This is a genomic window from Sphingomonas sp. HITSZ_GF, from assembly GCF_029543155.1.
Lineage (GTDB): Bacteria > Pseudomonadota > Alphaproteobacteria > Sphingomonadales > Sphingomonadaceae > Sphingomonas.
In genome coordinates this window covers 176,324-199,883 of the sequence record NZ_JARQXA010000001.1, presented here as the reverse complement: position 1 = coordinate 199,883, position 23,560 = coordinate 176,324, and the positions used below count along the sequence as shown (strand labels likewise).

24 protein-coding genes, 1 tRNA gene and 1 pseudogene are annotated in these 23,560 nt (G+C 64.0%); 14 read left to right on the top strand and 12 right to left on the bottom strand.

Going from position 1 to position 23,560, the window contains the following annotated elements; translation table 11 throughout:
• The first annotated feature begins 153 nt into the window (after nt 1-153).
• The 5 genes and pseudogenes from P6144_RS00990 to P6144_RS00970 form a co-directional block, all read left to right on the top strand.
• Nucleotides 154-1,068, top strand: a complete 915-nt coding sequence (locus tag P6144_RS00990) for a sce7726 family protein (protein WP_277765858.1) — start codon at nt 154-156, stop codon at nt 1,066-1,068.
• An 8-nt stretch (nt 1,069-1,076) separates the two neighbouring features.
• Nucleotides 1,077-2,012 (top strand): sce7725 family protein, encoded by a 936-nt coding sequence (locus P6144_RS00985; RefSeq protein ID WP_277765857.1) that lies wholly within the window; start codon nt 1,077-1,079, stop codon nt 2,010-2,012.
• The gene (locus tag P6144_RS00980; protein WP_277765856.1) at nt 2,005-3,039 is read left to right on the top strand and encodes an RES family NAD+ phosphorylase; all 1,035 of its coding nucleotides are present in this window, start codon (nt 2,005-2,007) and stop codon (nt 3,037-3,039) included. The genes P6144_RS00985 and P6144_RS00980 overlap by 8 nt, the downstream gene beginning before the upstream one ends.
• Nucleotides 3,040-4,082: 1,043 nt before the next feature.
• Nucleotides 4,083-4,358: a hypothetical protein gene (locus P6144_RS00975; RefSeq protein ID WP_277765855.1), complete on the top strand. Its 276-nt coding sequence runs from the start codon at nt 4,083-4,085 to the stop codon at nt 4,356-4,358.
• Nucleotides 4,359-4,763: 405 nt separating this feature from the next.
• A pseudogene (locus P6144_RS00970) lies at nt 4,764-5,720 on the top strand (recombinase family protein); the annotation flags it as partial.
• A 553-nt stretch (nt 5,721-6,273) separates the two neighbouring features.
• Here P6144_RS00970 and P6144_RS00965 read toward each other — a convergent pair.
• From P6144_RS00965 to P6144_RS00945, 5 genes are all read right to left on the bottom strand, one after another.
• Nucleotides 6,274-6,350: transfer RNA gene (locus P6144_RS00965), tRNA-Arg, on the bottom strand.
• Nucleotides 6,351-6,415: 65 nt separating this feature from the next.
• A complete protein-coding gene (locus P6144_RS00960) occupies nt 6,416-6,964 on the bottom strand; it encodes a hypothetical protein (protein WP_277765854.1) in 549 nt (182 codons plus the stop codon).
• 88 nt (nt 6,965-7,052) lie between these two features.
• A complete protein-coding gene (locus tag P6144_RS00955) occupies nt 7,053-7,508 on the bottom strand; it encodes a DUF1178 family protein (protein ID WP_277765853.1) in 456 nt (151 codons plus the stop codon).
• Between the two features lie 14 nt (nt 7,509-7,522).
• Entirely contained in the window at nt 7,523-7,780 is a 258-nt protein-coding gene (gene grxC / locus P6144_RS00950) for a glutaredoxin 3 (protein WP_277765852.1), read from the bottom strand.
• A 34-nt stretch (nt 7,781-7,814) separates the two neighbouring features.
• Complete coding sequence (locus P6144_RS00945; protein ID WP_277765851.1) at nt 7,815-8,561, bottom strand: ComF family protein; 747 nt, start codon at nt 8,559-8,561, stop codon at nt 7,815-7,817.
• 41 nt (nt 8,562-8,602) lie between these two features.
• On the opposite strand from P6144_RS00945, the gene P6144_RS00940 reads away from it, so the two are divergent.
• Both P6144_RS00940 and P6144_RS00935 read left to right on the top strand, forming a co-directional pair.
• Nucleotides 8,603-9,445 (top strand): methyltransferase domain-containing protein, encoded by an 843-nt coding sequence (locus P6144_RS00940; protein WP_277765850.1) that lies wholly within the window; start codon nt 8,603-8,605, stop codon nt 9,443-9,445.
• A 369-nt stretch (nt 9,446-9,814) separates the two neighbouring features.
• On the top strand, nt 9,815-10,972 hold the full coding sequence (locus P6144_RS00935; RefSeq protein ID WP_277765849.1) for a hypothetical protein: 1,158 nt from the start codon (nt 9,815-9,817) through the stop codon (nt 10,970-10,972).
• A 30-nt stretch (nt 10,973-11,002) separates the two neighbouring features.
• Here P6144_RS00935 and P6144_RS00930 read toward each other — a convergent pair whose 3' ends face one another.
• On the bottom strand, nt 11,003-11,395 hold the full coding sequence (locus tag P6144_RS00930; protein ID WP_277765848.1) for a (deoxy)nucleoside triphosphate pyrophosphohydrolase: 393 nt from the start codon (nt 11,393-11,395) through the stop codon (nt 11,003-11,005).
• Between the two features lie 76 nt (nt 11,396-11,471).
• Between P6144_RS00930 and P6144_RS00925 the strand changes: the two genes are divergently transcribed.
• From P6144_RS00925 to P6144_RS00910, 4 genes are all read left to right on the top strand, one after another.
• Entirely contained in the window at nt 11,472-11,657 is a 186-nt protein-coding gene (locus tag P6144_RS00925) for a Flp family type IVb pilin (RefSeq protein WP_277765847.1), read from the top strand.
• Between the two features lie 131 nt (nt 11,658-11,788).
• A complete protein-coding gene (locus P6144_RS00920) occupies nt 11,789-11,956 on the top strand; it encodes a Flp family type IVb pilin (RefSeq protein WP_277765846.1) in 168 nt (55 codons plus the stop codon).
• Between the two features lie 83 nt (nt 11,957-12,039).
• Entirely contained in the window at nt 12,040-12,210 is a 171-nt protein-coding gene (locus tag P6144_RS00915; protein ID WP_277765845.1) for a Flp family type IVb pilin, read from the top strand.
• An 81-nt stretch (nt 12,211-12,291) separates the two neighbouring features.
• Nucleotides 12,292-12,444, top strand: coding sequence for a hypothetical protein (locus P6144_RS00910; RefSeq protein WP_277765844.1), 153 nt, complete (start codon nt 12,292-12,294; stop codon nt 12,442-12,444).
• A 33-nt stretch (nt 12,445-12,477) separates the two neighbouring features.
• Here P6144_RS00910 and P6144_RS00905 read toward each other — a convergent pair whose 3' ends face one another.
• The 4 genes from P6144_RS00905 to P6144_RS00890 form a co-directional block, all read right to left on the bottom strand.
• On the bottom strand, nt 12,478-13,425 hold the full coding sequence (locus tag P6144_RS00905; protein ID WP_277765843.1) for an acetyl-CoA carboxylase carboxyltransferase subunit alpha: 948 nt from the start codon (nt 13,423-13,425) through the stop codon (nt 12,478-12,480).
• A gap of 184 nt (nt 13,426-13,609) precedes the next feature.
• A complete protein-coding gene (locus P6144_RS00900) occupies nt 13,610-14,521 on the bottom strand; it encodes a tyrosine-type recombinase/integrase (protein WP_277765842.1) in 912 nt (303 codons plus the stop codon).
• On the bottom strand, nt 14,518-16,329 hold the full coding sequence (locus tag P6144_RS00895) for a hypothetical protein (RefSeq protein ID WP_277765841.1): 1,812 nt from the start codon (nt 16,327-16,329) through the stop codon (nt 14,518-14,520). Before P6144_RS00895 ends, P6144_RS00900 begins: the two co-directional genes overlap by 4 nt.
• The gene (locus P6144_RS00890; protein ID WP_167298226.1) at nt 16,310-16,447 is read right to left on the bottom strand and encodes a hypothetical protein; all 138 of its coding nucleotides are present in this window, start codon (nt 16,445-16,447) and stop codon (nt 16,310-16,312) included. Before P6144_RS00890 ends, P6144_RS00895 begins: the two co-directional genes overlap by 20 nt.
• A 75-nt stretch (nt 16,448-16,522) precedes the next feature.
• Between P6144_RS00890 and P6144_RS00885 the strand changes: the two genes are divergently transcribed.
• Together P6144_RS00885 and aroB are read left to right on the top strand one after the other, a co-directional pair.
• Nucleotides 16,523-17,062: a shikimate kinase gene (locus P6144_RS00885; protein WP_277765840.1), complete on the top strand. Its 540-nt coding sequence runs from the start codon at nt 16,523-16,525 to the stop codon at nt 17,060-17,062.
• A complete protein-coding gene (aroB, locus tag P6144_RS00880) occupies nt 17,059-18,147 on the top strand; it encodes a 3-dehydroquinate synthase (protein ID WP_277765839.1) in 1,089 nt (362 codons plus the stop codon). Before P6144_RS00885 ends, aroB begins: the two co-directional genes overlap by 4 nt.
• Here aroB and P6144_RS00875 read toward each other — a convergent pair.
• Both P6144_RS00875 and P6144_RS00870 read right to left on the bottom strand, forming a co-directional pair.
• Nucleotides 18,144-19,331 carry a hypothetical protein gene (locus P6144_RS00875; protein WP_277765838.1) on the bottom strand — a complete coding sequence of 396 codons (1,188 nt, stop codon included), beginning with the start codon at nt 19,329-19,331 and terminating at the stop codon, nt 18,144-18,146. The two genes, aroB and P6144_RS00875, sit on opposite strands and share 4 nt — an antisense overlap.
• 98 nt (nt 19,332-19,429) lie before the next feature.
• The gene (locus P6144_RS00870; protein WP_277765837.1) at nt 19,430-21,220 is read right to left on the bottom strand and encodes a S8 family peptidase; all 1,791 of its coding nucleotides are present in this window, start codon (nt 21,218-21,220) and stop codon (nt 19,430-19,432) included.
• A 265-nt stretch (nt 21,221-21,485) separates the two neighbouring features.
• Here P6144_RS00870 and P6144_RS00865 point away from each other — a divergent pair, with 265 nt between their 5' ends.
• Entirely contained in the window at nt 21,486-23,501 is a 2,016-nt protein-coding gene (locus tag P6144_RS00865; RefSeq protein ID WP_277765836.1) for a PAS domain-containing sensor histidine kinase, read from the top strand.
• The last annotated feature ends 59 nt before the right edge of the window (nt 23,502-23,560 follow it).

Here is a 23,560-nt window from a genome sequence, read left to right as displayed (position 1 = left end):
TCGGCCAATTGCGCGCCATACCCTCGTGTGGCACTACCATCGGTAAGGGGGGATCGTCGTGGGAAACTCAGGCGCAGCAACGTCTAGGCGGGGCCAGCGGGACGCGCTGGCTTTTCAACCCGACAGAATCTATATTACTCTCAAGACGATGGCATGGAAATTATGCCGGTCGGGAATCAGATGACTTTAAGTTCGTGTTCATTGTCAGCGACATCACGACTTTTCTCTTCCAGCGTGTTTCGCGAGATGGCGGAGAAAGGGCGATCAGCCTTATTTGCGCGTCTTATAAAGAAAACGCCTCTGATCGAAAACCTTGACGCCATTGATCGTGTCGGAGATGCTTTCGACGCTGCGCTAAACATTTTGCGTCGGGGAAATCAGCGCGATGAGTACGTGTACAAAGCAGCCCTCACGAGAAACATTCTGCTTGGCAAACATTCGTTGCGCACAGCATCGATGCTGCGCGAATTTCGTGTGGGAAAGTGCAAGGCTGATCTCGCAATCCTAAACGGCACGGCGACTGTTTATGAGATTAAGTCTGAGCGCGACTCTCTGAGCCGCCTTGAAACGCAAATCGCGGCGTACATGCAGGTTTTTGCAAAGGTTTTCGTGATCGCAGGAGAAAACCACATTGATGCCGTTCTGGATCGCACCCCCCAAGAAATTGGGGTGATGTGCCTATCCAAACGTCACAACATTTCGACGCTGCGAGATGCCACGGATTGCCCCGAGCGAGTATCTCCGCTGATGATACTGGGTTCCGTACGGGCTGATGAAGCGAAGCTGATCCTTCAGCGTCTCGGCGTTGAGGTGCCGCAGGTGCCTAACACATTGCTTCGTGCGGAACTGCGATTGGCATTTGAGAAGCTAGAGCCAGCGTTAGCGCATCGTGCAATGGTCGATGTACTGAAGCGGACGCGAGACCTGTTGCCACTCGAAGAATTGCTCCAGAACTTACCAAGCTCGCTTCAGGCTGCTGTTTGTTCTGTACCACTCAAGCGGCGAGACCACGAGCGTTTGGTGCGGACCGTTAACACCCCAATTTTAGAAGCTTTATCGTGGGCGTGAGGGACTAAATGTATTACCCCTATTTTCGCGGCAAGCAGTACGAGCTGCTCACTATTAGAGAAAATGCGGGGCTGCTGTCTGCATCCAATTTTGTACCGATCATCGAACCCGTGAAAGAGTCGCTTGGAGCGCTGAAACGTGCGCTCGCAGCTGTCCGAGACGCCGGCGGCAGCGCGATCGTGATCGTTAATCCGTATCATGGCGACCATGCGGAAGATGGCTTAGGCATATCAACGTTTCTCGGAGAGGAGTTCGCCGACGATGACGAGATTGGGGTCGGGATTCTTCTAAGAGAGAACATGACCGTCGAAAATGCGATGGCCTGTTATGGTCAGCATGCGGATCACCAACGGACTTTTATCCACGCTGGATTTACTCAAGCTAAGGCGTTGGCTGAACAGCTGGGCGATGAATTGCCAGACACCCAGCATGTGTTTCTCGAGCCAGTATGTGGTAAGCTATACCGAAAGCACTTTGACGGCTGCAATCGTATCCTGATCCGAGACGGCTTCAAAAAGCGGCGCAACAAGGATCATCCGCTGCTTGAGCCTTTTTCCGATTTGCACGTCACCTATCCCGACGAAGGCATGAATGGCTTTGGCGACTTCCTGACGGTTGGCGATGAATATTCTGAATCCGGCGGCCCGGCCTACGCCGTAGCGATCCACGTCACATTTGTTGATCCTGCTAAGGACAACGAAATGTTCGTCTATCACTTCGTTTCAGAGAGCCAGGACACCCCAACCGATCCGGCAGGTAAGTTTGCGGAGGCGCTTGAGGCCATGATCGACACGCTCGATAACATCCACACCCCTGTTCTTGAGACAAATGCTATTCAAGCTTTTCGCGACCTGCATGACGAAGGGCATTTTCCCGGCCTAGGTGTTGTGAAAAAGCTTTCAATGCAGCACCATATCGAGACCCTAGCCGCCTTTTTTGAGTGAGACAGCAATGCGTTGTTGCGCAAACTGTTTTGGCGATCGGGGTCTCAGCAAGATATTTCCCACAAAAGCGGTTGCCACGGGAGACTGCGGTTATTGCGGAACCGTAGGCGTTCCGCTGGCGGAGCCTTCGGATTTAACCGACCTGTTTTCGGTCGTGGTCAATATTTATGATGAGGACGCCGCCGGTAAGGGGCTGGTTCAGCTTTTGCGGGAGGATTGGGCGCTTTTCAATCATCCACGCATGGATGATTTTCGCGTCAGGGATCTGCTGATCGCAATCATGGACGATGGCGATATCGGCCGTCGGCGGTATGTCCCTTCTGATCGCTTCAAGAGCGATAGGCTAGTGCGCTGGCGAGAGCTGCGTGATGAACTCATGCACCGCAACCGCTATTTCCCTAATACCAAGCTTGACGCAGATCGGCTTAAGCAATTGCTTGGATTTTTGCAGGCAGAGGACATGCCTGCACGTTGGTATCGCGCTCGCATACAGGCGGGCGACGATCCATTCTCAATTGGTGAGATGGGTGCGCCGCCTAACAAGGTCGCATCGCACGGACGGGCCAACCCACCCGGGATTCCTTATCTTTATGTCGGTTCGCAGCAGGAAACTTCGGTAGCCGAGATTAGGCCACACACTGGCGAAAAGGTATCCGTCGCAGATTTCACGCTGACACCAGCCATGCTGAAACTCGTCGATCTACGTGCGCCTAAAGAGCGTGTGTCACCTTTTGAACTTGGTGATGAAGACGATGTTGGAGCGTTGCGCAGCGATATCGCGTTTCTCGAACGGTTGGGCGAAGAGCTGACCCGGCCTGTTTTGCCGCAAGGGGCCGCCATCGAATATGTGCCGAGTCAATATCTCTGCGAGTTTATAAAAAAGGCAGGATGGCACGGTGTCGTCTACCGCAGTTCCGTCAGCGATGGCATCAATCTAGCGCTATTTGACCCCACATTGGCGATACCAGGCGCCGTGGAACAGTGGATGGTCACGCGCGTCACAGTGGGTGTCGAGCGCGTTCCCTAGCCTTTCTTCAGCCGGGGGGATGCAACGGGGGCCAGCATGGCCCCCTTGCCAAGATTGTGCGGTATTACCGCACACATCTTGCGATCTCCGCGAAGCGGCGTTCGAACTGCCTCACCTACGGTTCATTGCGCCCGTCATGATCGCTGATCCCCACGCCCGCCTCTCTGCTCCGACTCCAGGCGGATATCGGTCAACGGACAGCGCTGAAGACCGAGGGGCACGTTAAGATCCTATAAACATTGCAATTTTCCGTATTAGGGCGTAGAAGAGCGGTCTGAACTTAGTTGATGCCATTGCTGACGCGATTGATCCGTATCTCGAAGATCGAAACCTTCGAGAGGCGGCGGCACGATCGGTTCTGATCGCAATTGAGCAGAATTCGATCTATCCAGGATATGAGTTTCTAGAACTCGTACGGCGAGCTGTTTACCTGCCGCCTCATGCTCCCGAAACATACGCCATGAGAGCCGATCGCAATGAAACGCCGATCAAGTTTCTTCGGCGCGTTTGGGGCGGCTACTTAGATGCGGGAGTGCTGTATCAAGACGATATAGCGCGTCTTGGCGATCCCAAATTAGTGGCTGCTGTGAGAAGCTACTGCTTTAATCATGGCACGACGGCTGCCGATCATCTCCCCCCTCCGATGCGCGCCCGTTTCGATGCGGCGGCGCAGAGGGCACCAGCAAAATCGCCGTCAGCCGAATTTCTCAAGGGTAGGCAGGACTCTCGTGCTCGACAACGAAGGCGCGGACCTAGCGCACACCCGTAATATTGATGGTTGCAGAAACTACCGAGGTAGATTAATCAAAGCGATGTAATTCACGAGCGAACGCTCGCGAACTGCGTGAGGCCACCAGCGGCCGTATTGAGAGATAGATCCTTTAGCCTTTGCGGGCGGTGGAGACTCTTATGCGGTGTGTGGCTTATCTTTTTTCTACATCGGTAAAGGCTTCTGTTGCCGTTCGTCGTGAGCAAAGCGCTCCTGACGATGAGCGGCAGATTATCCACGCATCATCGGATCATTGCGTTTGGTGGAGGTGCCTGTGAAGCCACCTTTGACTAACGGGAATGTCAGCGCCGATCTGAATGGCCGTTACGGTGCGGGCTATCGCGCTGGGCGTTTGGGTGCGGATAATCAGTACAGTTGTCCTACCCTGATAGAAATGCGCCGCGTTGGATGGTCCGACGAAGAAGCGCTCGCTTACACGCGAGGCTTTTATAATCGCTGCCTTGAAACTGATCCGCTGGACGCCATCGATCGCGTCTCTGAAGCGGTGACATCCATGCGCTTTTGCGCCGGGCATGGAGATCGGCCGTGATTTTCCCCTCGTTGCAAAGCTGCGGCGCTTCCCCACACGAATTACGCTCGCACGCATTCAGTGGTATTCAAGCACCAATTAAGTGGTGTTTTGTGGTAGGAATATAATCATGTCCCTCCACTCAAATATAACAATCAATGCCGAAAGCATGGAAGAATACAGGCTATATATCTCTGGCCTTGGGCTGCCGATGCAAGACTCAGACACAATGATACACATTGTCCATGCGATCATATCTTATTTCGTAGATCAGGCCTTTGGCGTCCAAACCGATCAAATAACTTTGCAATCTATTGGCGCGAGCTTCGATCGTGCTACGATTGCAAATCGCCCCGAAAATCAAACCGCAAACGTCCAGAGCGATGGCGTTGAAGGGGATTCCAACCCGATAGGATCACACGAGCCATGACCCGCGATGCACGCCCCAAATCGGTGATCTACACGAGGGTCTCGGACTCCAAGCAGACGACGCGCGGCGACGGTCTTGGCAGTCAGGAAACGGCCTGCCGCACTTACGCGGATCGCATGGGCTACGAGGTCTTGAAGGTGTTCCGCGACGACTTCACCGGCAAAACGGCTAATCGCGCTGGCGTCAAAGAACTGCTGACCTTTCTGAAGGGCTGCAAGGGCCAGACGATTGTAATCGTGGACGATCTCAACCGCCTCGCGCGGTCGCTCCGTACGCACTATGCCCTGCGCGATGCTATTGCCAAGGCTGGCGGCAAGCTGGAGTCCCCTAAGCGCGTTTTCGCGGATGATCCTGACGATGATATTCTCGAAATCATCGAGGCGGCGTTCGCGGGCGAGCATCGCCGCAAGAACGCCGAGCAGACCATGGCGCGCATGCGCGCGCGCGTCATGAACGGTTACTGGGTGTTTCAGGCCCCGTGGGGATATCGCTATGAGAAAGCGTCTGGCGGCGGCAAACATTTGGCCCGCCACGAACCCGTAGCCTCGATCATTCAAGAGGGTTTGGAAGGCTATGCCTGCGGGCGCTTCGGCTCTCAGGCAGAAGTGAAGCGCTTCTTCGAGGCCAATGCGCTGTTCCCCAAGGACCGACAGGGGCAAGTGTCCAACGAGCGCGTCAATCAGATCCTGACGCAACCGCTTTATGCAGGCTATCTCGAAGTACCGCGCTGGAACCTGCCGCTGCGCAAAGGACAGCATAACGGGCTGATCTCGCTCCAAACCTTCGATCTCATTCAAGATCGACTGTCGGGCAAAGCCCGCGCGCCATCCCGCAAAGACATCAACGCGGATTTCCCGATGCGCGGCTTTATCGCTTGCGGCGACTGCCGCCATCCGATGACCGCGACATGGGCGAAGGGCAAAGGCGGCCGCTACGCCTATTACATGTGCCGCCAGCATGGCTGCGACAGCAACGGCAAATCCGTGGCACGGGCAAAGGTGGAAGAGTCGCTTGAAAGCCTCGTCCGCTCGCTCACGCCCGCGCGTGAGCTTGTCCAACTGGCATCCGTTATCTTCCGCGACCTGTGGGATCGCCGAGCTAAAGAGGCAAAGGAACGCCGCACGGCGCTCAAACTGGAAACGTCCGCCGTGGTGAAGAAGATCGACCAGCTTCTCGACCGCATCGTGGATGCGGACAGTCCGACTGTCATCAGCGCCTATGAGCGCAAGATTGGCGAGCTGGAGCGCGAGAAGCTGATTCTCACCGAAAACATCGCCAAATGCGGCACGCCCGCACGCGACTATGACGAGGTTTTTCAAACCTCGATGGTGTTTCTGGCAAACCCTTGGAATCTTTGGGAAACTGGGAGACTGGAGGACCGTCGAGCCATGCTGAAATTGGTCTTCGCCGGAAACCTCGTCTATGCGCGGAAATCCGGCTTTCAAACCCCTGAAATATCTCTGCCTTTCAAGGCGTTAGAGGATATGTCCGGTCACAAAAAGGAAATGGCGCCCCCGGCGAGATTCGAACTCACGACCTGCGGTTTAGGAAACCGTCGCTCTATCCTGCTGAGCTACGGAGGCACGCGGGCAGCCCTAAGGCAGGCGCGGCCCGGCGGTCAATCGCCGGAGCGCATCGCCGCCACCGATCACGGGCGCCAGGTGACCGAGTTGAAGAAGCGGTCCTTGGGCCAGCTCCGGTCCTTCTCGAAGTGGCGGACCGAGACCGACAGCCACTTGTTGCCGATGTACATGTTGCGCGAGGTCTCGATCTGCGCGCCGTCGGCGCCGAAGCCGGCATAGCTATAAACCAGCTCGGTGCCGCGCATGCCGGGCAGCGGCATCTCCGAGGGCTTGAGCGCGCGCTGGCTGACGAAGGTCTTGGACACCGCCGCGTCGCCACCACCCTTCGCCGCGGCGATATCCGCGGAGATCTTCGCATCGACATCGTACGGCTTGTCGGCGATCACAGCCTGGAGGAAATAATAGGCGCGCATGTCGCCACGGGAATCGCGCATGAACCGGTCGAGCTGGATCACCCGCCCCTTCGCGATGTCGGTCCATTGGTCGAAGCGGTCGGGCTCGCCGGGGAACTCGGCGGAAAGGCCGGTCGGCTGGGTGTAGCGCTGCCAGCTCTGCTGCGCGGGTGCAGCGGCGAACAGGGCGGCCACGGGCAGGATCAGGTGCAACGGCGACATATGCTCTCCCCTTGTGAGCAGCAGGCATGCGAGCGCAGCCCGGCAAGCGACTGATTGCGTATCCGAAATGTCCGGGCAATGAACGAGGTTAGTTGCACGCCTCGGGCGGGACCACGGGCAGCGGCAGCGGTGCAACGGGCACGCCTTCCTCGATCAGCGCCACCGCTTCCGCCGCGCTGGTCTGGCCGTGGATGGGCGCATGCGGCGCCTCACCCTGGTGCATCGCCCGCGCCTTGTCGGCAAAGGCGGTGCCGACCCATTTGGAGCCTTCCAGCGCCTTGGCCTGCGCCGCGGCGAGCGCCGCCATCGCTGCCTTGATCGCCTCGGGCGGAACCGGCGCACCGGGCGCGACCGCCGGGGCAACCGCCGCCTGATTGCCCTTGGCGCCGACATTGGGCGCCATCACTGCCTTTGCCACGTCGCTGCCGCCGCATATCGGGCAGGCGACCAGCCCGGCGGTGCGTTGTTCTTCCCAGGCCGCGCTCGATCCGAACCACGCCTCGAAGACATGGCCGGCGCCGCACTTCAGGTCGAAGACGATCATCGCACTTTCGCGTGTCAGGCGGCGAGCAGCGGATCGAGCCCGCCGCGGGCATCGAGCGCCGCGAGATCGTCGGAGCCGCCGATATGCTGGCCGGCGATGAACACCTGCGGGACGGTGGTGCGGCCATTCGCGCGCTCGAGCATCTCGGTGCGGCGCGGGCCACCCATCGAGATGTCGATCTCCTCATATTCCGCATGCTTGCTGTCGAGGAGCATCTTCGCGCGGGTGCAATAGGGGCAGAAGGCCTTGGTGTAGATTTCGATCTTGGGCATCGTTCGTAACACCTGTGTTGACGACCGGCGCTTGTCAATCCGCGCCTTCCTCCCTGTCCAGAACGCGCGCCCAACACAGAAGGATCACTTTGCCCGCCCCGCCGCGCTTGAGCAGCTTCGCACAGGCATTGGCGGTGGCGCCGCTGGTGTGCACGTCGTCGACCAGCACCACCGTCCTGCCGGCGAGCGCCGCGCGCGCATCGGGGGCCAGCGCGAAGGCCCCCGCGACGGCCTTCGCCCGCGCCCGGGCCCCCAGCCCGCGCAGCACCGGCGTCGCCTTCACCCGTCGCAGCAGGCCGGGCGCCATCGGCACGCTGTGCGCCCGCCCGAGCGCCGCCGCGATCAGCCCCGCCTGGTTGTAGCCGCGCGACCACAGCCGCCAGCGATGGAGCGGCACCGGCACCAGCAGGTCGGCCTCTGCCGGCATCAGCCGCGCCATCGCCCGCGCCATCGTCGCCGCGCAGGCGAGCCGCCCCGAATATTTGAGCTTGAGCGCCACGCCGCGCGCCACCTCGCCATAGGCCACCGCGGCGCGGATCCCGTCATGCGGCGGCGGATCGGCGATGCAGGCGGCGCAGCGCGCGCCTTCTCCCCGCTCGAAATCGAAGGGCAGATGGCAGGCGGCACACCAGGGCGGCCCCAGGAAGCGCAGGCTGGTCCAGCAGTGCGTGCAGAAGCGGTGGTCCGCCGGCGTGATCGCGCCGCATCCCGGGCAGCGCGGCGGCAGCGCGAGATCGGCGATCTGCGCCAGCGGGCGAGCCAGGTGCGCGGTCCAGGCCATCGCGCCTTGTCCCCGGCTGCGCGGCGGCGCACAAGCGCGCCATGCCCCAAAATGGTCCCAGTGATTCCGAGATCTTCGACCGTGCGCTGCGCCGCAAGCGCCGCGACCGCGCCGCCCGCCGCTACGAAGGCTTTGTCCGCGAGCATATGCTCGAGGGCATCCATGACCGCCTGATCGGCGTGAAGCGCGCATTCCACGACGTGCTCGACCTGGGCAGCTTCGGCGGCGGCTTCGACCTGCCCGGCACCCGCATCACCCGGATCGACGCCGGCGCCGCCTTCGCCGCCCAGGCCGGCGGCGTGCAGGGCGACGAGGACCGCCACCCCTTTCCCGAGGGCAGCTTCGATCTCGTCGTCAGCATCGGCGTGCTCGACCAGGTCAACGACGTCCCCGGTGCCCTCGCGCTCGCCCGCCGCGCGCTCCGCCCCGACGGGCTGTTCCTCGGCGCCTTCCTCGGCGCGGGCACGCTGGCGACGCTGCGGTCGGTGTTCCTCCAGGCCGAGGGCGACCGCCCGGTGGCGCGCTTCCACCCCCAGATCGACGTGCGCGCCGCCGGCGACCTGCTCAGCCGCGCCGGCTTCGCGCTGCCGGTTGCCGATGTCGAACCGCTGACCGTGCGCTATTCGAGCATCTTCTCGCTGCTCACCGACCTGCGCGGCATGGCGGCGACCAACCTGCTGCCGGGCACCCCTCCGCTGACCCGCGGGGTCCTGGGCCGGGCCGCGCAAGCCTTTGCCGAGCGCGCCGACCCGGATGGCAAGACGCCCGAACGCTTCGAGATCATCTATCTGACCGGCTGGGCACCGGACGCGTCGCAGCCCAAGCCGGCGAAACGGGGGAGCGCGGTGGCGTCGCTGGCGGCGGCGTTGAAGCCCAAGGCTTGATTCGCTGATTGGCTCCGGTTCGGAGCGAACTGCGCTTGCAATGTTGGAAAATGTTCCTGAAATGTTCTTGCCGCATTAGCGAAAGGCGGCAGAATGAATATTCCAAAGCAGGGTAAACGAAGAGCATTTTCGATCTGGATGCGGACGGGGCGGTGGCCGCGCACGGAGGCAGGCCGAAGCGTCGAACTCAAGTTCAATCCCTGGCACGATCCCGAGGACGGGCGATTTACGTTCGTGGGAGCGGGACGGAATTACGCGGGGCAGAACTCCCAACGCAGTGCCGGCGCCACGAACTCGGCCAATGGCCGAGGTCAGAACACACCCAAAGTCACCTATGTGGAAGACCCTGCCCTCCCAAAGGTCAGGAATATGGTGGAAGTTGAAGCTTGGAGAACCCGGGAGAGGACAAAACATGCCGGCGAACCGGATTATCTCCAAGCAATCGAAGTGCAGTATCAGAAATACAAGGCCGACTTTTCCAAGCCACTTCAGAGCGAGGTGGATAAACTCACCAGTGATCGCTCCGCCAGTCGTAGCTTTGAAGGCGGTGTCTTCTCCGGCGGAGGTGGAAGCTTCGGTGGCGGCGGCGCTACCGGTAGCTGGGACAATCCCCATTTTGCCGGCGGAGGCGGGAGCTTCGGCGGCGGCGGCGCGACCGGTAGCTGGGACGATCCCCGTTTTGCCAGCGGAGGCGGGAGCTTCGGCGGCGGTGGCGCGACCGGTAGATGGGACGATCCCCGTTTTGTCGGCGGAGGCGGGAGCTTCGGCAACGTTGGCGCTACCGGAAGCTGGGGTGGCGGCGCTACCGAAGGAGTCTCCGTTCCAACCGTCGCGGAACGGGGACCGCTTGCGGGTGTCCGAATAAATCAAATGGCCGGACAAGAGCGTCAGGCTCTTGTCCGTGCCGAATTGGAGGAAAACTATCCTGCCGCTTCAGTAGAGGATGAAACCTATCTTCGCACCGCTGACGGTAAGCGAGCCATTGACCCGCTTAGTGGTCAAGGCAGAAGGATCGATGCCGTCGTTGTCCATGACGGCCAAGCGCTTGATTCTGTTGAGACAACCAGCGAAACCGCGAACAAAGCTGCTCAGATCGCCAAGGAAAACAGAATTCGTCGAAATGGCGGTACATTTGTAAAGCATCGAGCGATGCGGGAAGATGATAGACGTAAGTCAAGTCCCCACGCGCATTGTCAGAAAGAAATGATAATGAAACCATATATGATCGACCAAGTGTATTGGCATACAGAAACTCCTAACAACAGTGAAACTAGAGAGCAGATTGTTCGCAGGTTTTTCATTGTTGCCAACTATCTTGAATCCCAAGGCCTGACGGTACGAAACCTGAGATGCAGGGAAGAAGATATTACAGATATCTTTGGTATTAAATCCGATGATCTGACGGAAGAGGGCCTTTTGCTCATGAAAGCGGTCTACGACCGCTGGCTGACCAAAATAGACAGCGGCATGCCACCCGAAGATATGACGATGTTCGAAACAGCGCTGACGCGAGCCAGAACCTCCTAGGATAGACTTAAACCAGATGTAGCGGGCACATCACCCCATCCCCACCAACGCCTCCACCAGTGGCACATCCGCCGGCGGCATCGGCATCCCGCGCATCTCCGCCGGCGTCACCCAGCGCAGCTCGGTCGCGTGGTGTGCCTCCGGCGCGCCTTCCCATTCGCGCAGCACATAGAGGAGCAGCAGCAGGTGCCGCCCGGCCAGCGGCTCGCTGGCGAAGGCAATCGGCCTCAGGTCTTTTACCTTAAGTATTATTCCCAGTTCCTCGTGCAGCTCGCGCGCCAGCGCGGCCTCGGGGCTTTCGCCCGGCTCGATCTTTCCCCCGGGAAACTCCCACAAACCGGCCATCGGCTTGCCCGGCGGGCGCTGTTGCAGCAGCACGCGGCCCTGCCCGTCGAGCATCGCCGCGGCGACCACCAGCAACATATCTGAAACGCCCATCGACACTTCGTTAAGCCTCTTTGGCTAGATTCCGGCCATTCTTGGAGAAGAAGCGCCCTCAATGCGAGCCCTGGTTGACCTGATCCGCACCGCCCTTCGCGACAGCCGCGCCGCCACCGCCGTGGAATATGGCCTGATCGTCGCGCTGATCGTGATCGCCATGATCGCCAGCCTGCAGGGCGTCGCAAGCCAGACGATCAGCATGTGGGGCAACGTCTCGAACAAGGTCGCGGCCGCCTCGCAATAGGTTTGGTTACGACTGCGTAACACTTGCCCTTAGGCGTTTCTTTACTTCCGCTCAGTATTTCCCAGTTTGCCGTACCGGGTTTCCCGGGCCGGCCGGGTGAATGAAGCAATCTTGAACACTGGAGACCGGTTATGCAGAAGATCCGCAACTTCCTGAAGAATTCCAAGGGTGCCACCGCGATCGAGTACGGCCTGATCGCCGCTCTGATCGCCGTCGCCGCGATCGCCGCGATGCAGGGCCTGGGCAACACCCTGAAGTCGACCTTCACCAACGTTTCGTCGAGCATGAAGGTCGGCTAAGCCGAACTTTCCGACAAACGGAACGAAAATGGGGCGGCAGGACTTAGGTCCTGTCGCCCTTTTTCATTCCGGGATCGGTAGTTATGGTTAAATTCTTATACGATATCTGGCGCGACTCGCGTGGCGCAACCGCGATCGAGTACGGCCTGATCGCCGCGCTGATCGCCGTCGCCGCCATCGTCGCGATGCAGGGACTCGGCAACACGCTCAAAAAGACCTTCACCAACGTCTCGTCGAGCATGAAGACGGGCTAGGCCGGCCTAGGGATTTTTCCTGAACCGTGGAAAACCAGGTGCTTAAGCCGGCGTACATCGCCGCTCTCCTATAAGGAGGGGATGAAGCAGCTATCCTCCAAGAAGGCAGTGTCGCCGTTCGAGCTGGCCGTGGTCGCGTTCCTCGCGATCTGCGCCATCCTCGCCGTCGTCCAGGGCCTGGGCATGCTGGGCGCGAGCCTGGCTGCCAGCGAGCACAGCGCGCCCGTCCGCTAAGGGCCTTCCCGGCCCCAGGCGGAATTCAGGCGTTCAGATCCGGCCCATCGCCAGGAACTTGGCGCGGCGCGCCTGGCGCAGGCTCTCGGGCGACATGCCGTCGAGCTTGGCCAGCGACTCCTCGATCGCATCGCCCAGCGCATGCACGGCAGCGCCCGCGTCTCGGTGCGCGCCGCCCAGCGGCTCGTTGACGATCCGGTCGATCACCTTCAGTTCCTTCAGATGCTGCGCGGTGACCTTCATCGCCTCCGCCGCGTCCGCTGCCTTGTCCGACGTGCGCCACAGGATCGAAGCGCATCCTTCGGGCGAGATCACCGAATAGACCGCGTGCTCCATCATCAGCACGGTGTTGCCCGCCGCCAGCGCCACCGCGCCGCCCGAGCCGCCCTCGCCGAGGATCGATGCGACCAGCGGCACGCCTAGGTTGAGGCACGCCTCGGTCGAGCGCGCGATCGCCTCGGCCTGGCCGCGCTCCTCGGCCTGCACACCCGGGAAGGCGCCCGAGGTGTCGACCAGCGTGATCACCGGCAGGTTGAACTTGTTGGCCAGCGCCATCAGGCGAATCGCCTTGCGATAGCCCTCGGGCTTGCCCATGCCGAAATTGTGCTTGAGCCGGCTGGCGGTGTCGTCGCCCTTCTCATGGCCGATCACCATCACCCGGCGCCCGCGGAAGCGGCCCAAGCCGCCCTGGATCGCATTGTCGTCGGCAAAGGCGCGGTCGCCGCCCAGCGGCATGAATTCCTCGATCAGCCCGGCGACATAATGTTTGAAGTGCGGCCGCTCGGGATGGCGGGCAACCTGGGTCTTCTGCCAGGGCGTCAGCTTGGCATAGGTGTCCTTGAGGAGCTTTTCGGCCTTGGCCTGGAGCGGTCCGATCTCCGCGTCGATGTCAACGGCGCCGCCCTCGGCGGTCTGGCGCAGCTCGTCGATGCGGGTCTGAAGCTCGGCGATCGGCTTCTCGAAGTCGAGGAAAGTGGTCATCGCTGCGGGGGCTAACCTTGGTGTGGCGCCACGTCAACGAGCGGGTGGGTTTCGAGGTCCCTAACGCCCCTACCTTCGTCATCCCCGCGAAAGCGGGGACCCATCTCCCGGACCATCCCGGAATCGCTCCGGTGCGCTTGCCGATCGCGCAGGAGATGGGCCCCCGCTTTCGCGGGGGTGACGGCTATGACTTATCGAGCGCCTCGCCCAGCGGATGCCGCTGGTTGACCAGCTCGACCAGTCTGCGGCTGTCGACATGGGTATAGATCTCGGTGGTGGCGATATCGGCATGGCCGAGCATCGCCTGGAGCGCGCGCAGGTCGGCGCCGCCCTCGAGCAGATGCGTCGCGAAGGCGTGGCGCAGCACGTGCGGGCTCACCCGGTCGGGCGGTATCCCCGCCTCCCCCGCCAGCGCGCGGACGATCTGATAGAGCCGCACGCGCGAGAGATGCCCCTTGCCCGAGGGAAAGAGGAAAGGCCGGTCACCGCCGACATGCGCGCGCCAGGCGGCGACGGCTGCACGGGCGCGATCCGAGATCGGCACCAGCCGCTCGCGCCCGCCCTTGCCCTTGAGGATCAGATAGGGCCGATCGGGCGCCACCGCGTTGCGCGGCAAGGATACCAGCTCGGTGGCGCGCAGGCCCGATCCGTAGAGCAGCTCGATCAGCGCCTGCAGCCGCAGATCGTTGGGATCGGGCGGCACCCGGGCGATGCGATCGGCGATCGCGGCGAACATGCGGTCGACATCCTCGACGCTCAGCACCTTGGGCAGCGCGCGGGCGGTGCCGGGACGCGGCAGCGTGGCCGAGGGATCGTCTCCCCGCAGCCCCTCATCGGCGAGGAAGGCATAGAAGCGGCGCAGTGCCGCCGATTTCCGCGCGACGGTGGCGCGGGCGAGCGGCTGCCATTCCCCGGCGAGCTTCTCGATCTCGGCGCGCCCTGCCCCGCCCAGCCCGCCGCCCAGAAGCTCGGAAGCCAGGCGCAGGTCGGTCTGGTAGGCCGCGATGGTGTTGGCGGCGGCCCCCGCCTCCGCCCGCATCATCTCGAGGAAGCGCTCGATCAGCGCACGGTCGTCGCCAGGAGCAGGCGTGCTCAAGCGGTTCGTGTGACCGCCTCCACGGCGATCATCCGCGCATAGCTGGTCATCCCCGCCGCGCGCATCGCTGCGATGATGTGGAACAGCGCCTCGGGGGTCACATTGTCCCAGATGCGCGACTGCATGCCAACGGCGGCAAGCAGCGCGACCATGCCCGAATCGCCACGGCGGCCGGCCGCGTCGATCGCACGCGTCCAGTCGTTCTGCGCGCCGATCTGCACGTCGAGTGCCGCGGCGCCGCGCTGCGCGTCGCTGCGCTCGAAGCGTCCCAGCCCGGCAAGCCCGGCAAAGGCGAGCTGGGCGCGGCGCTTGCTGGCAGCATCCTTGAACGCATCGAAATCGCCATAGGCGACCGGCCCGGCGGCGCCCGGATCGGCGAGCGCGAGCATGCTCCACGCGATGCTGCCGCGCGGCACCACCGAGCGCCATTCCATCGCCTTGGTCTCGTAGCCGGCGGACAGCATCGAGGCGATCAGCTTCTCGGGCTCGGCGATCTTGGCATCTGCCGGGATCCAGGAAGCGGCGCGCGCGGTGAGGATCAGCCGGGCATATTGGGTGCGCGGTGTGGTCGCCTCGGTCCACAGCGTCTGGATCGCCTTGATCCGGTCGTTGACGTCGCCATCGACATAGGCCGTGCGCAGGTCGCGGGCGACACCGCCTTCGGTGCTGTTCGCGTCATCGCCCTCGGCGATCTCGCTGTAGAGATCGACCAGCCCGGCATTGGAGAAGACCCCGGCGGTGGCAGCCAGCTCGGCCGCCGCAACGCGCTGGCGGGGCGAAAGCTGCGGCGCCAGTGCCTGCCAGTAGCGGACTTGCGGGCCGGCGGTGCCGTAGAGGGAGAGCGGCACTTCCTCGCCGGTCGCAGTGGCAAGGCCCCAGCGCCAGGCGGTGAGCCGGGTGATCCCGCCCCATTCGAGCGTAACCGCGCGGCGGCCCTGCGCGCCGGTGCCGAGCACCTTCTCGGCAACCAGATTGTCGATGTCGCTGGCCGGCGTGGCGCCCCGCGCCTTGTCGAACAGCTGGCCCGCTTCGTTGGGCTTGCCGGCCAGGCCCGCGCACATCGCCCGGGCCAGCGCCCAGCCGCGCTGGTGGATATACTGGTTGCCGCGCTCGGCGATGCCGCACAGCCCGCCCGGATCGGCCGTGGCGAGCGAAACCTGCATCGCCACCTGGAGCATGCGCGTGGTGTAGTTCTCGCCATCGACGTCGTTGACCACCGCGCGGGCGGCATTGGCCTCGCCCATGCGCAGCAGCAGCCAGGCGCGCTCGGCGGCGAAATCGGCGCCGTTGATGTGCGCGGGCGTGTCGAGCGGCGACATCAGCGCGCGGCGCAGCGCGATCGACACCCAGCGCGAGGCGACCGGTGCGCTCAGCCGCTGCATCAGCGCGGCGAGCACGCGGCCATCGGCCTTGCCGAACGCCTTGGCGGGGAACGGATTGTTGCCCGCTGCCAGCACGCCGACCCTACCCAGCGAATGCCGGGCGTACTCGGGCAGCTCGTAGCGCGAAAGGTCGACCGGGCCGGTCGGCAGTTCCTCGGCCGCGGCGCTGTTGCCGATCGGCGCGCTGTCATTGCCGAGCGACAGCGTCAGGCTCGGCGTAGGCCCCGCGGCGGGCGCGACAGGCGCCGTCGTCGCGGCCGGCGCCGGCACGCTCGGCGCAGGGCGCGGCGCCGGAGTCGGCTCGTCGAACCCCGGCGGCAGCAGCGATTCGGGCTTGTCCTGCTGCCCGAGCGCGGGCACCGCCGCGCCGGCAAGCAACAGTCCCGCAAGGGCGAGGTGGCGGCCCTTAATTGGCGAGGTTGTCAAGCGGGACCACCTTCTCCATGCGCACCGGCTCCTTCTTGGTCTCGCGGCCCGCGAGGAAGAACAGGCCGCCGACCAGGACGACGAGGATGACGATCAACGCAACGATCAAGCGGGACATGAAAACGGGTCCGGAAATTGTGGCTTCGCGGGCCTTTTGCCCGACGGACGCCCTCGCTGTACAGCCCCCGCGAACATGTTAGAGACGCAGGCAGTGAATAGCGGGTGGACGGGCAAGCCGATCGTGCTGATCGGGCTGATGGGTGCTGGCAAGACGACGGTCGGCCGGCGCCTGGCGCAGCGCATGCGGCTGCCTTTCGTCGATGCCGATCATGAGATCGAGGCCGCCGCCGGGATGACCGTGGCCGATATCTTCGAGCGTTTCGGCGAGGCGCATTTCCGGGACGGCGAGCGCCGGGTGATCGCCCGGCTGGTCGACGGCGCGCCCAAGATCATCGCCACCGGCGGCGGCGCCTTCATGCATGAAGGCACGCGCGACCTGATCCTGTCCAATGCGATCGCGGTGTGGCTCGACGCCGAGCCTGCGGTGCTTGCCGACCGCGTGCGCCGGCGCGACACGCGCCCTCTGCTGCGCGGACGCGACCCCGAGGAAGTGCTCATCGAGCTCGCCGCGGTCCGCAATCCCTATTACGCGCTTGCGCCGATCCGGGTGCCCAGCATAGCAGCGCCGCACGACACCACCGTCGATGCGATCCTGAAGGCCCTGTACCCGTGACCAATGTTCCTGTCGCGCTTGGCGACCGCAGCTATGACGTCCGCATCGAAGCCGGGCTGCTCGCCCGCGCCGGCGAGGCGCTTGCGCCCTTTTACAAGGGCCGCCGCTGGGTGATCGTCACCGACGAGAATGTCCGCGGCCATCTCGCCACGCTCCAGGCTGCGATCGGCCCGAGCGAGGCGATCATCCTGCCGCCGGGCGAAGGCACCAAGAGCTGGGGCCAGCTCGAGGCGCTGCTCGACAAGCTGCTCGAGCTCGGCGTCGAGCGCAGCGACCATGTCATCGCGCTCGGCGGCGGCGTGATCGGCGACCTGGTCGGCTTCGCCACCTCGCTGCTCAAGCGCGGCTGCCATTTCGTCCAGGTCCCCACCACCCTGCTCGCCCAGGTCGACAGCTCGGTCGGCGGCAAGACCGCGATCAACACGCGCGCCGGCAAGAACCTGGTCGGGTCCTTCCACCAGCCCAGCGTCGTGCTGATCGATCCGCAGGTGCTCGACACGCTGCCGGCCCGCGATCTCCGCGCCGGCTATGCCGAAGTGGTGAAATACGGGCTGATCGACGATTTCGCCTTTTTCGAATGGTGCGAGGCCAATGCCGCCGCGCTGATGGCCGGCGATCCGGCGGCACGCGAATATGCCATCGCGCATTCGGTCGGCGCCAAGGCGCGGATCGTCGCGGCCGACGAGCGCGAAACCACGGGCACCCGCGCGCTGCTCAACCTCGGCCACACCTTCGGCCATGCGCTGGAGGCCGAGATGGGCTTTTCCGACAGGCTGCTCCACGGCGAGGGCGTCGCGGCCGGCATGGCGCTGGCCTTCGGCTTCTCGGCGGCGAAGGGCATCTGCCCGGGCCAGGATGCCGAACGCGTATCGGCGCATCTCGCCGCGGTTGGCCTGCCCAACGGGCTCAAGGCCGCCGGCGTCACCGCCAGCGGCGCCCGCCTCGTCGAGCACATGTTGCACGACAAGAAGATGAGCGCCGGCACCCTGCCCTTCCTGCTCGCGCGCGGGATCGGCCAGACCTATCTCGACAAGACCGTCGACCTGGCCGAGGTCGCCACCTTTCTCGACGCCCAGCCGCGCTAGAACTGGATCTTCACCGGCCCTTCTTCCACCGCGATCTTGCCCTTGTCCTTCCAGCGGGCGACGACCTCGGCGATCGAATGCTCGGCCGGAACATATTCCTGGCCCTTGCGCCCCCTGCCCCAGGCTTCGTGCGTGGCGTCGCAGCTCGCCGCGTCATAAGTGAGGTGCACGGTATAGCCGCCCTCGGGCCGGATCTTCTCGAGCAGCTCCAGCGTGGCGCGATCGGGATTGCCATAGGTGCCGTCGCCCGACGCGACATAATGCTTGGCGCGCACCTGCTTGAGCAGCTTCGGGGTCACGTTGCGGATCGATGCATGGTGCGGCAGCTTGAGCAGGTCGACGTCGAGCACCCCGCCCTTTTCGATTATGCGGGCCTCCTCCAGTCCCGTCACCACCTGATCGCCGAGCGCGTCGCCGGTTAGCAGCAGCTTCTTGCCGTTCACCTCGAGCAGCACGACGATGCTCGACAGGTTCGGCACGCTGGTGTCGAGGCTGGCGGTCAGCGCCGCGAGCGAAGCGCTATCCTTCTTCTGCTGCTTCGCCTTCCACTTCGCCCACTCCTTGCGGAGATTGTCGATCCCGCTCTGAAGCGGGCCGACCACGGTGAGCTTGGCGTCGCCGAGCTGCAATACGCGGGGCGCCTTGGCGTCGAGCGTGAGCAGCCGCTGGTCGGGCGGGTTGCGGGTGATGCGCAGCGCCGCGGCGATGCTGGCCAGCTTGCTGCCCTGGCCATAGCTCTGCAGCACCAGCCGCGCGGTGAGCGATTTCGCATCGGCAAAGGCCAGCTCGCCGCCCAGCCCGGCCAGCACCGTCGGCGCATCGAGCGCGCGCGCGGCACTGCCCTCGCCTTCGCCCAGCAGCCCGTCGAAGCTGTTGTGGAGCAGCCATTTGGGCTGATAGGGCCGCGGCGCCTTGCGCTGATCGGCATCCTGGATCGCGCTGAACAGGTCGAGCACGCCGAGGATGTGATCCTCGTCGATATGGCTGATCATCACCGCGTCGAGATTGAGCGGCTTTTCGGCGGGAAAGGCCTTGGCTTCCTCGTCGAGCCGCTTCTTGAGCGAGCTGACATAGACGCCGGCGGGGCCGCCATCGATCAGCAGGCGCAGCGGCCGGTCGCCGGGCCGCGGAAAGGTCAGGAACAGGCAGTCGCCGTAGCGAGCGGGCAGCGCTTCGAACAACATGATCGGTCTCCTCGTGGCGAGCCTTTTGGCGCGCTCCTTCTCGAATCTGGCCTTGCTCCGGAGATAGGCCTCCTGGAGCGGGTTCTCCCCCGGCACGATCAGCGCGCCTGCAATGCGCGCAGGGCATCGACCAGGCCGGCGCCCTGGAAGTGCCGCTCGCGCCCGAGATCGGTCGCGCTGCGCACGATCGTGGCCTTCACCGCCGCCGGATCGCCGACCATCTCGGGATGACGCGCCATCAGCAGCGCGGCGATGCCCGATACGTGCGGCGCGGCCATGCTGGTGCCGTCGAGCCGGCCCATGCCGAGATTGGGCAGCGGCCCGTCGATCTTCTCGCCCGGCGCCACCACGTCGGGCTTGGCCCGCCCGTCGCCGGTGGGTCCGCGCGACGAGAAGAAGCTCACGCCATATTCGTGCGGCCGCTCGCGATGCGTGGCGCCCACGGTGATCACCGAAGCGGCATTGCCCGGATCGGCGATCGAGATCGCCGCATAGCCGCGATAGGAGCCGTGCTCGATCAGATAGGTCTGCGCCCCCCAATTGCCCGCGGCGGCGATGACGCTCACGCCCGAGCTGACCGTCGCCTCGCACGCCATGCACACCGGCGTGCGGCCGCACGCATAATTGTCCATGTCGTGTTCCATGCCGATCGACAGGTTCACGCCGTGGATCACCATGTAGCGGTTGCGGGTGTTGAGCCATCGGACATATTCGAGCGCCGCCAGGATCGCGACTTCGGTATCGGTGCTGGATTCGCCGAGCACGCGCAGGTCGTAGAGCCGGATATTGGGGCAGACGCCGCGGAAGACGCGCTCCTCATTCTCGCGCCAGTCGCCGCCCAGCACGCCGGCGACATGGGTGCCGTGCCCATTAGGCTTGTCGTCGCTGCCGAGATCGAGCCGGTCGATCGGCACTTCGAGCAGTCGCGACAGCGCCTCCCAGTCATAGGGCCGGCCCTGCGCCGCATCGTCGCGCAGCCGGTCGAGCCAGTGGCTCGCCTCTTCCTCGCTCATCGAAAGCTTGTCGCGGATCAGCGCGAGCTGTGTCGCGCGTGCGGCCTCGTCGAGGATCATGTCGAACGCGGCAAGCGCGCGCATCATCGAGAAGTCGAGCGCCTTGTCGATCCGCGTCGCGAAGCCGCCCGCATCATGATCGCGAAAGGCCGGGTGCGAGCCGTCGATCCCCGAATCGATCACGGCCCAGGTCACGCTGCGGCAATCGATGTCGAACACGCGGAGCGCGGCATCGGCCTTGATCGTCTCGATCGAGATGCCGAACGGCTGGACCTCGCGATTGCGCGACACGCGCCAGACCCCGGCCACGCCGATCAGGTCCTGGGGCAAGGACGGCCAGCCATATTGGATGCTCCGGCGCCAGGCGGCGTAGCTGATGTCGTCGCGCGCCGCGAGCAGCGTCGCGACCAGCAGCGTCTCGCGCAGCTCGGCGGAAAGCCGCGCCTGATATTGCTTGGCGAACTGGCGCAGCATCGCGAGGAACGATCCTTCGCGCAGCTCCAGCATCGGCGTGGAAGCAATCAGATTGTCGAGCTCGCGCAGGCGCTGGGGAAGGTCGAGCCCGGTGAGCGGCAGCACCACATATATCAGGTCGTCGAAGCTCAGCCGTGCCGCTACCGCGCCTTCCACCGGCATGATGTGCCGCGCCTCGCGGGCTTCGAACCGCGACAGCGCATCGAACAGCACGCGCGCCAGTCGCGCCGCGGGAATGGTCTCGCGCGGCGTGAGCAGCAGGTCGACCGTGCCGTTGATGTCGCTGCCGAATGCGTACCAGACATCGAGCTGCACCGCGCTCTCGGTCAGCAGGCGTGGGCCGCCGCGCCCCTCCAGCAGGATGCGGCGTACCTGATCTCGCACCGAAACATCGTCTGCCATCGGTCCAGCCCCTCGCGCAGACAGGGCTCGCCGGCTTTGCACGAAGCCGGCGCCAGGCACCCGTCCCTATCGAATCGTTCGTTGCTCCCCGACGGCGCAGATACTAGGCATCGCGCCCTTCGTGTCGACTCCGACACGATCGGAAATGGCGGCTTCGCACGAAGGGATATCTTGCTGCCGATCTGCGTTGTCCGGGATTGAGGGGTGGTGGCCGATCGGGCCTGCATTCGTCGACGACAGACAAGGCCACTTTCCCAAGGACGTAATGCCCCTCCTCCACAGCCCCGCCGCATCATTCGAAAGCCTGGGTGAACTGGGACGGCTCACCGCGGCGATCGGGTCGGAATCGCCGCTCGGTCCGGTTTCTGCCTGGTCGAACGCGCTCACCGCCGCGGTGCGGATGATGCTGCCGGCCCGGGCCGAGATCGTGATGTTCTGGGGCCCGGAATTCTGCGCGCTCTACAACGAGGCCTATTCGCCGACGATCGGCGACAAGCATCCGCATGCGCTCGGCCAGAGCGCCCGGATCTGGTGGGGCGAGCTGTGGGACGATCTGGGCCCCCTGCTCCAGGGCGTGCGCGATACCGGCGAGACCTTCTGGGCCAAGGATCGCCCCTTCTATATCGAGCGCGACCAGGGCCGCGGCGAGACGGTCTATTTCGACATCAGCTATTCGCCGGTGTTCGACGACGACGGCTCGGTGGGCGGCGTGCTGTGTATCGTCAGCGAGACGACGGCCCGGGTGCTTTCCGAGCGCGAGGCGATCGCCGACCGCAACCGGCTGTGGACGCTGGCGCGTGACCCGTTCCTGATCGCGGATAGCCAGGGCATCTGGCGCAACGTCAGCCCGGCCTGGACCGAGATCCTCGGCTGGAGCGAGGAAGAGCTGGTCGGCCGCACCTCGCAGTGGATGGAGCATCCCGACGATGTGAAGCGCACCCGCGCCGAGATCGACGACCTGTCGCACGGCGAGCCGACGCTGCGATTCGAGAACCGTTTCCGTGGCAAGGACGGCGATTATCGCTGGTTTAGCTGGACGGCGGTCCCCGAGGGCGAGATGCTCTATTGCGTCGCGCGCGACATCACTGCCGAGCGCGACGCGTCGGAAGCGCTCGAGGCCGCGGAGGAGGCGCTCCGCCAGTCGCAGAAGATGGAGACGGTGGGCCAGCTCACCGGCGGCGTCGCGCATGATTTCAACAACCTGCTCCAGATCGTCACCGGCAATCTCGATATCCTCCAGCGCAACCTGCCCGCGGACCAGCCGCGGCTGGTGCGTGCGGCGGGTGCGGCGATGAACGGCGCCCAGCGCGCGGCGGTCCTCACCCAGCGCCTGCTCGCCTTCTCGCGCCGCCAGCCGCTGGCGCCCGAGCGGATCGATCCCAACCGGCTGATCGCCGGCATGTCCGACCTGCTCCATCGCAGCCTGGGCGAGACGGTGGAGGTCGAGGTGGTGCAGGGCGCGCGGATCTGGCCGGTCGAGGTCGATTCGAACCAGCTCGAAAATGCGTTGCTCAACCTGGCGATCAACGCGCGCGACGCGATGCCCCGGGGCGGCAAGCTGACGATCGAGACCGCCAACACGCATCTCGACAGCCACTATACCGCGCGCGATGCCGAGGTAACGCCCGGCCAATATGTCCTGATCAGCGTTTCGGACACCGGAACCGGCATGGATTCCGAAACGCTCGCCCGCGCCTTCGAGCCCTTCTTCACCACCAAGGAAGTCGGCCGCGGCACCGGACTTGGCCTTTCGATGGTCTATGGCTTCATCAAGCAGTCCGGCGGGCATGTCCGCATCTATTCGGAGAGCGGGCACGGCACGACGGTGAAGATCTATCTGCCCCGCTATTTCGGCGACGCGGCCGAGGCGCCGGCGCATCTGACGAGCGAGATCGCCCCCCAGGGCAGCCAGGATGAGACGATCCTGGTGTGCGAGGATGACGAGAATGTCCGCGCCTACACAGTCGAGGTGCTGCGCGAGCTCGGCTACCGGGTGATCGAGGCCGGCGACGGTCCCGCCGCGCTCGCCGCGCTCGATGCCGAGCCGGGCCGGATCGACCTCCTGTTCACCGATGTCGTGCTGCCGCGCGGGATGACCGGCGCGGTGCTGGCGGCGGAGGCGCAGGCCAGGCGGCCCGATCTCAAGGTGCTGTTCACCACCGGCTATGCGCGCAACGCGATCGTCCATCACGGGCGGCTCGATCCCGGCGTGCAGCTGCTGCCAAAGCCCTTCACCTATACCGATCTGGCGGCGAAGGTGCGCGACATGCTCGATGGCTGAAATGCCGTCGCACAGGGGCGATCAGTTGCCGTTCATCGCCGATCGGCTTAGCACGCCGC

Bases quoted from the DNA above. Each gene is read 5' to 3' on its own strand.
- P6144_RS00990 (WP_277765858.1), top strand. From the start codon at position 154: ATGGAAATTATGCCGGTCGGGAATCAGATGACTTTAAGTTCGTGTTCA.
- P6144_RS00985 (WP_277765857.1), top strand. From the start codon at position 1,077: ATGTATTACCCCTATTTTCGCGGCAAGCAGTACGAGCTGCTCACTATT.
- P6144_RS00960 (WP_277765854.1), bottom strand. From the start codon at position 6,964: ATGTCGCCGTTGCACCTGATCCTGCCCGTGGCCGCCCTGTTCGCCGCT.
- P6144_RS00955 (WP_277765853.1), bottom strand. From the start codon at position 7,508: ATGATCGTCTTCGACCTGAAGTGCGGCGCCGGCCATGTCTTCGAGGCG.
- grxC (WP_277765852.1), bottom strand. From the start codon at position 7,780: ATGCCCAAGATCGAAATCTACACCAAGGCCTTCTGCCCCTATTGCACC.
- P6144_RS00945 (WP_277765851.1), bottom strand. From the start codon at position 8,561: ATGGCCTGGACCGCGCACCTGGCTCGCCCGCTGGCGCAGATCGCCGAT.
- P6144_RS00940 (WP_277765850.1), top strand. From the start codon at position 8,603: ATGCCCCAAAATGGTCCCAGTGATTCCGAGATCTTCGACCGTGCGCTG.
- P6144_RS00935 (WP_277765849.1), top strand. From the start codon at position 9,815: ATGGTGGAAGTTGAAGCTTGGAGAACCCGGGAGAGGACAAAACATGCC.
- P6144_RS00930 (WP_277765848.1), bottom strand. From the start codon at position 11,395: ATGTTGCTGGTGGTCGCCGCGGCGATGCTCGACGGGCAGGGCCGCGTG.
- P6144_RS00925 (WP_277765847.1), top strand. From the start codon at position 11,472: ATGCGAGCCCTGGTTGACCTGATCCGCACCGCCCTTCGCGACAGCCGC.
- P6144_RS00920 (WP_277765846.1), top strand. From the start codon at position 11,789: ATGCAGAAGATCCGCAACTTCCTGAAGAATTCCAAGGGTGCCACCGCG.
- P6144_RS00915 (WP_277765845.1), top strand. From the start codon at position 12,040: ATGGTTAAATTCTTATACGATATCTGGCGCGACTCGCGTGGCGCAACC.
- P6144_RS00910 (WP_277765844.1), top strand. From the start codon at position 12,292: ATGAAGCAGCTATCCTCCAAGAAGGCAGTGTCGCCGTTCGAGCTGGCC.
- P6144_RS00905 (WP_277765843.1), bottom strand. From the start codon at position 13,425: ATGACCACTTTCCTCGACTTCGAGAAGCCGATCGCCGAGCTTCAGACC.
- P6144_RS00890 (WP_167298226.1), bottom strand. From the start codon at position 16,447: ATGTCCCGCTTGATCGTTGCGTTGATCGTCATCCTCGTCGTCCTGGTC.
- P6144_RS00885 (WP_277765840.1), top strand. From the start codon at position 16,523: ATGTTAGAGACGCAGGCAGTGAATAGCGGGTGGACGGGCAAGCCGATC.
- P6144_RS00875 (WP_277765838.1), bottom strand. From the start codon at position 19,331: ATGTTGTTCGAAGCGCTGCCCGCTCGCTACGGCGACTGCCTGTTCCTG.
- P6144_RS00870 (WP_277765837.1), bottom strand. From the start codon at position 21,220: ATGGCAGACGATGTTTCGGTGCGAGATCAGGTACGCCGCATCCTGCTG.
- P6144_RS00865 (WP_277765836.1), top strand. From the start codon at position 21,486: ATGCCCCTCCTCCACAGCCCCGCCGCATCATTCGAAAGCCTGGGTGAA.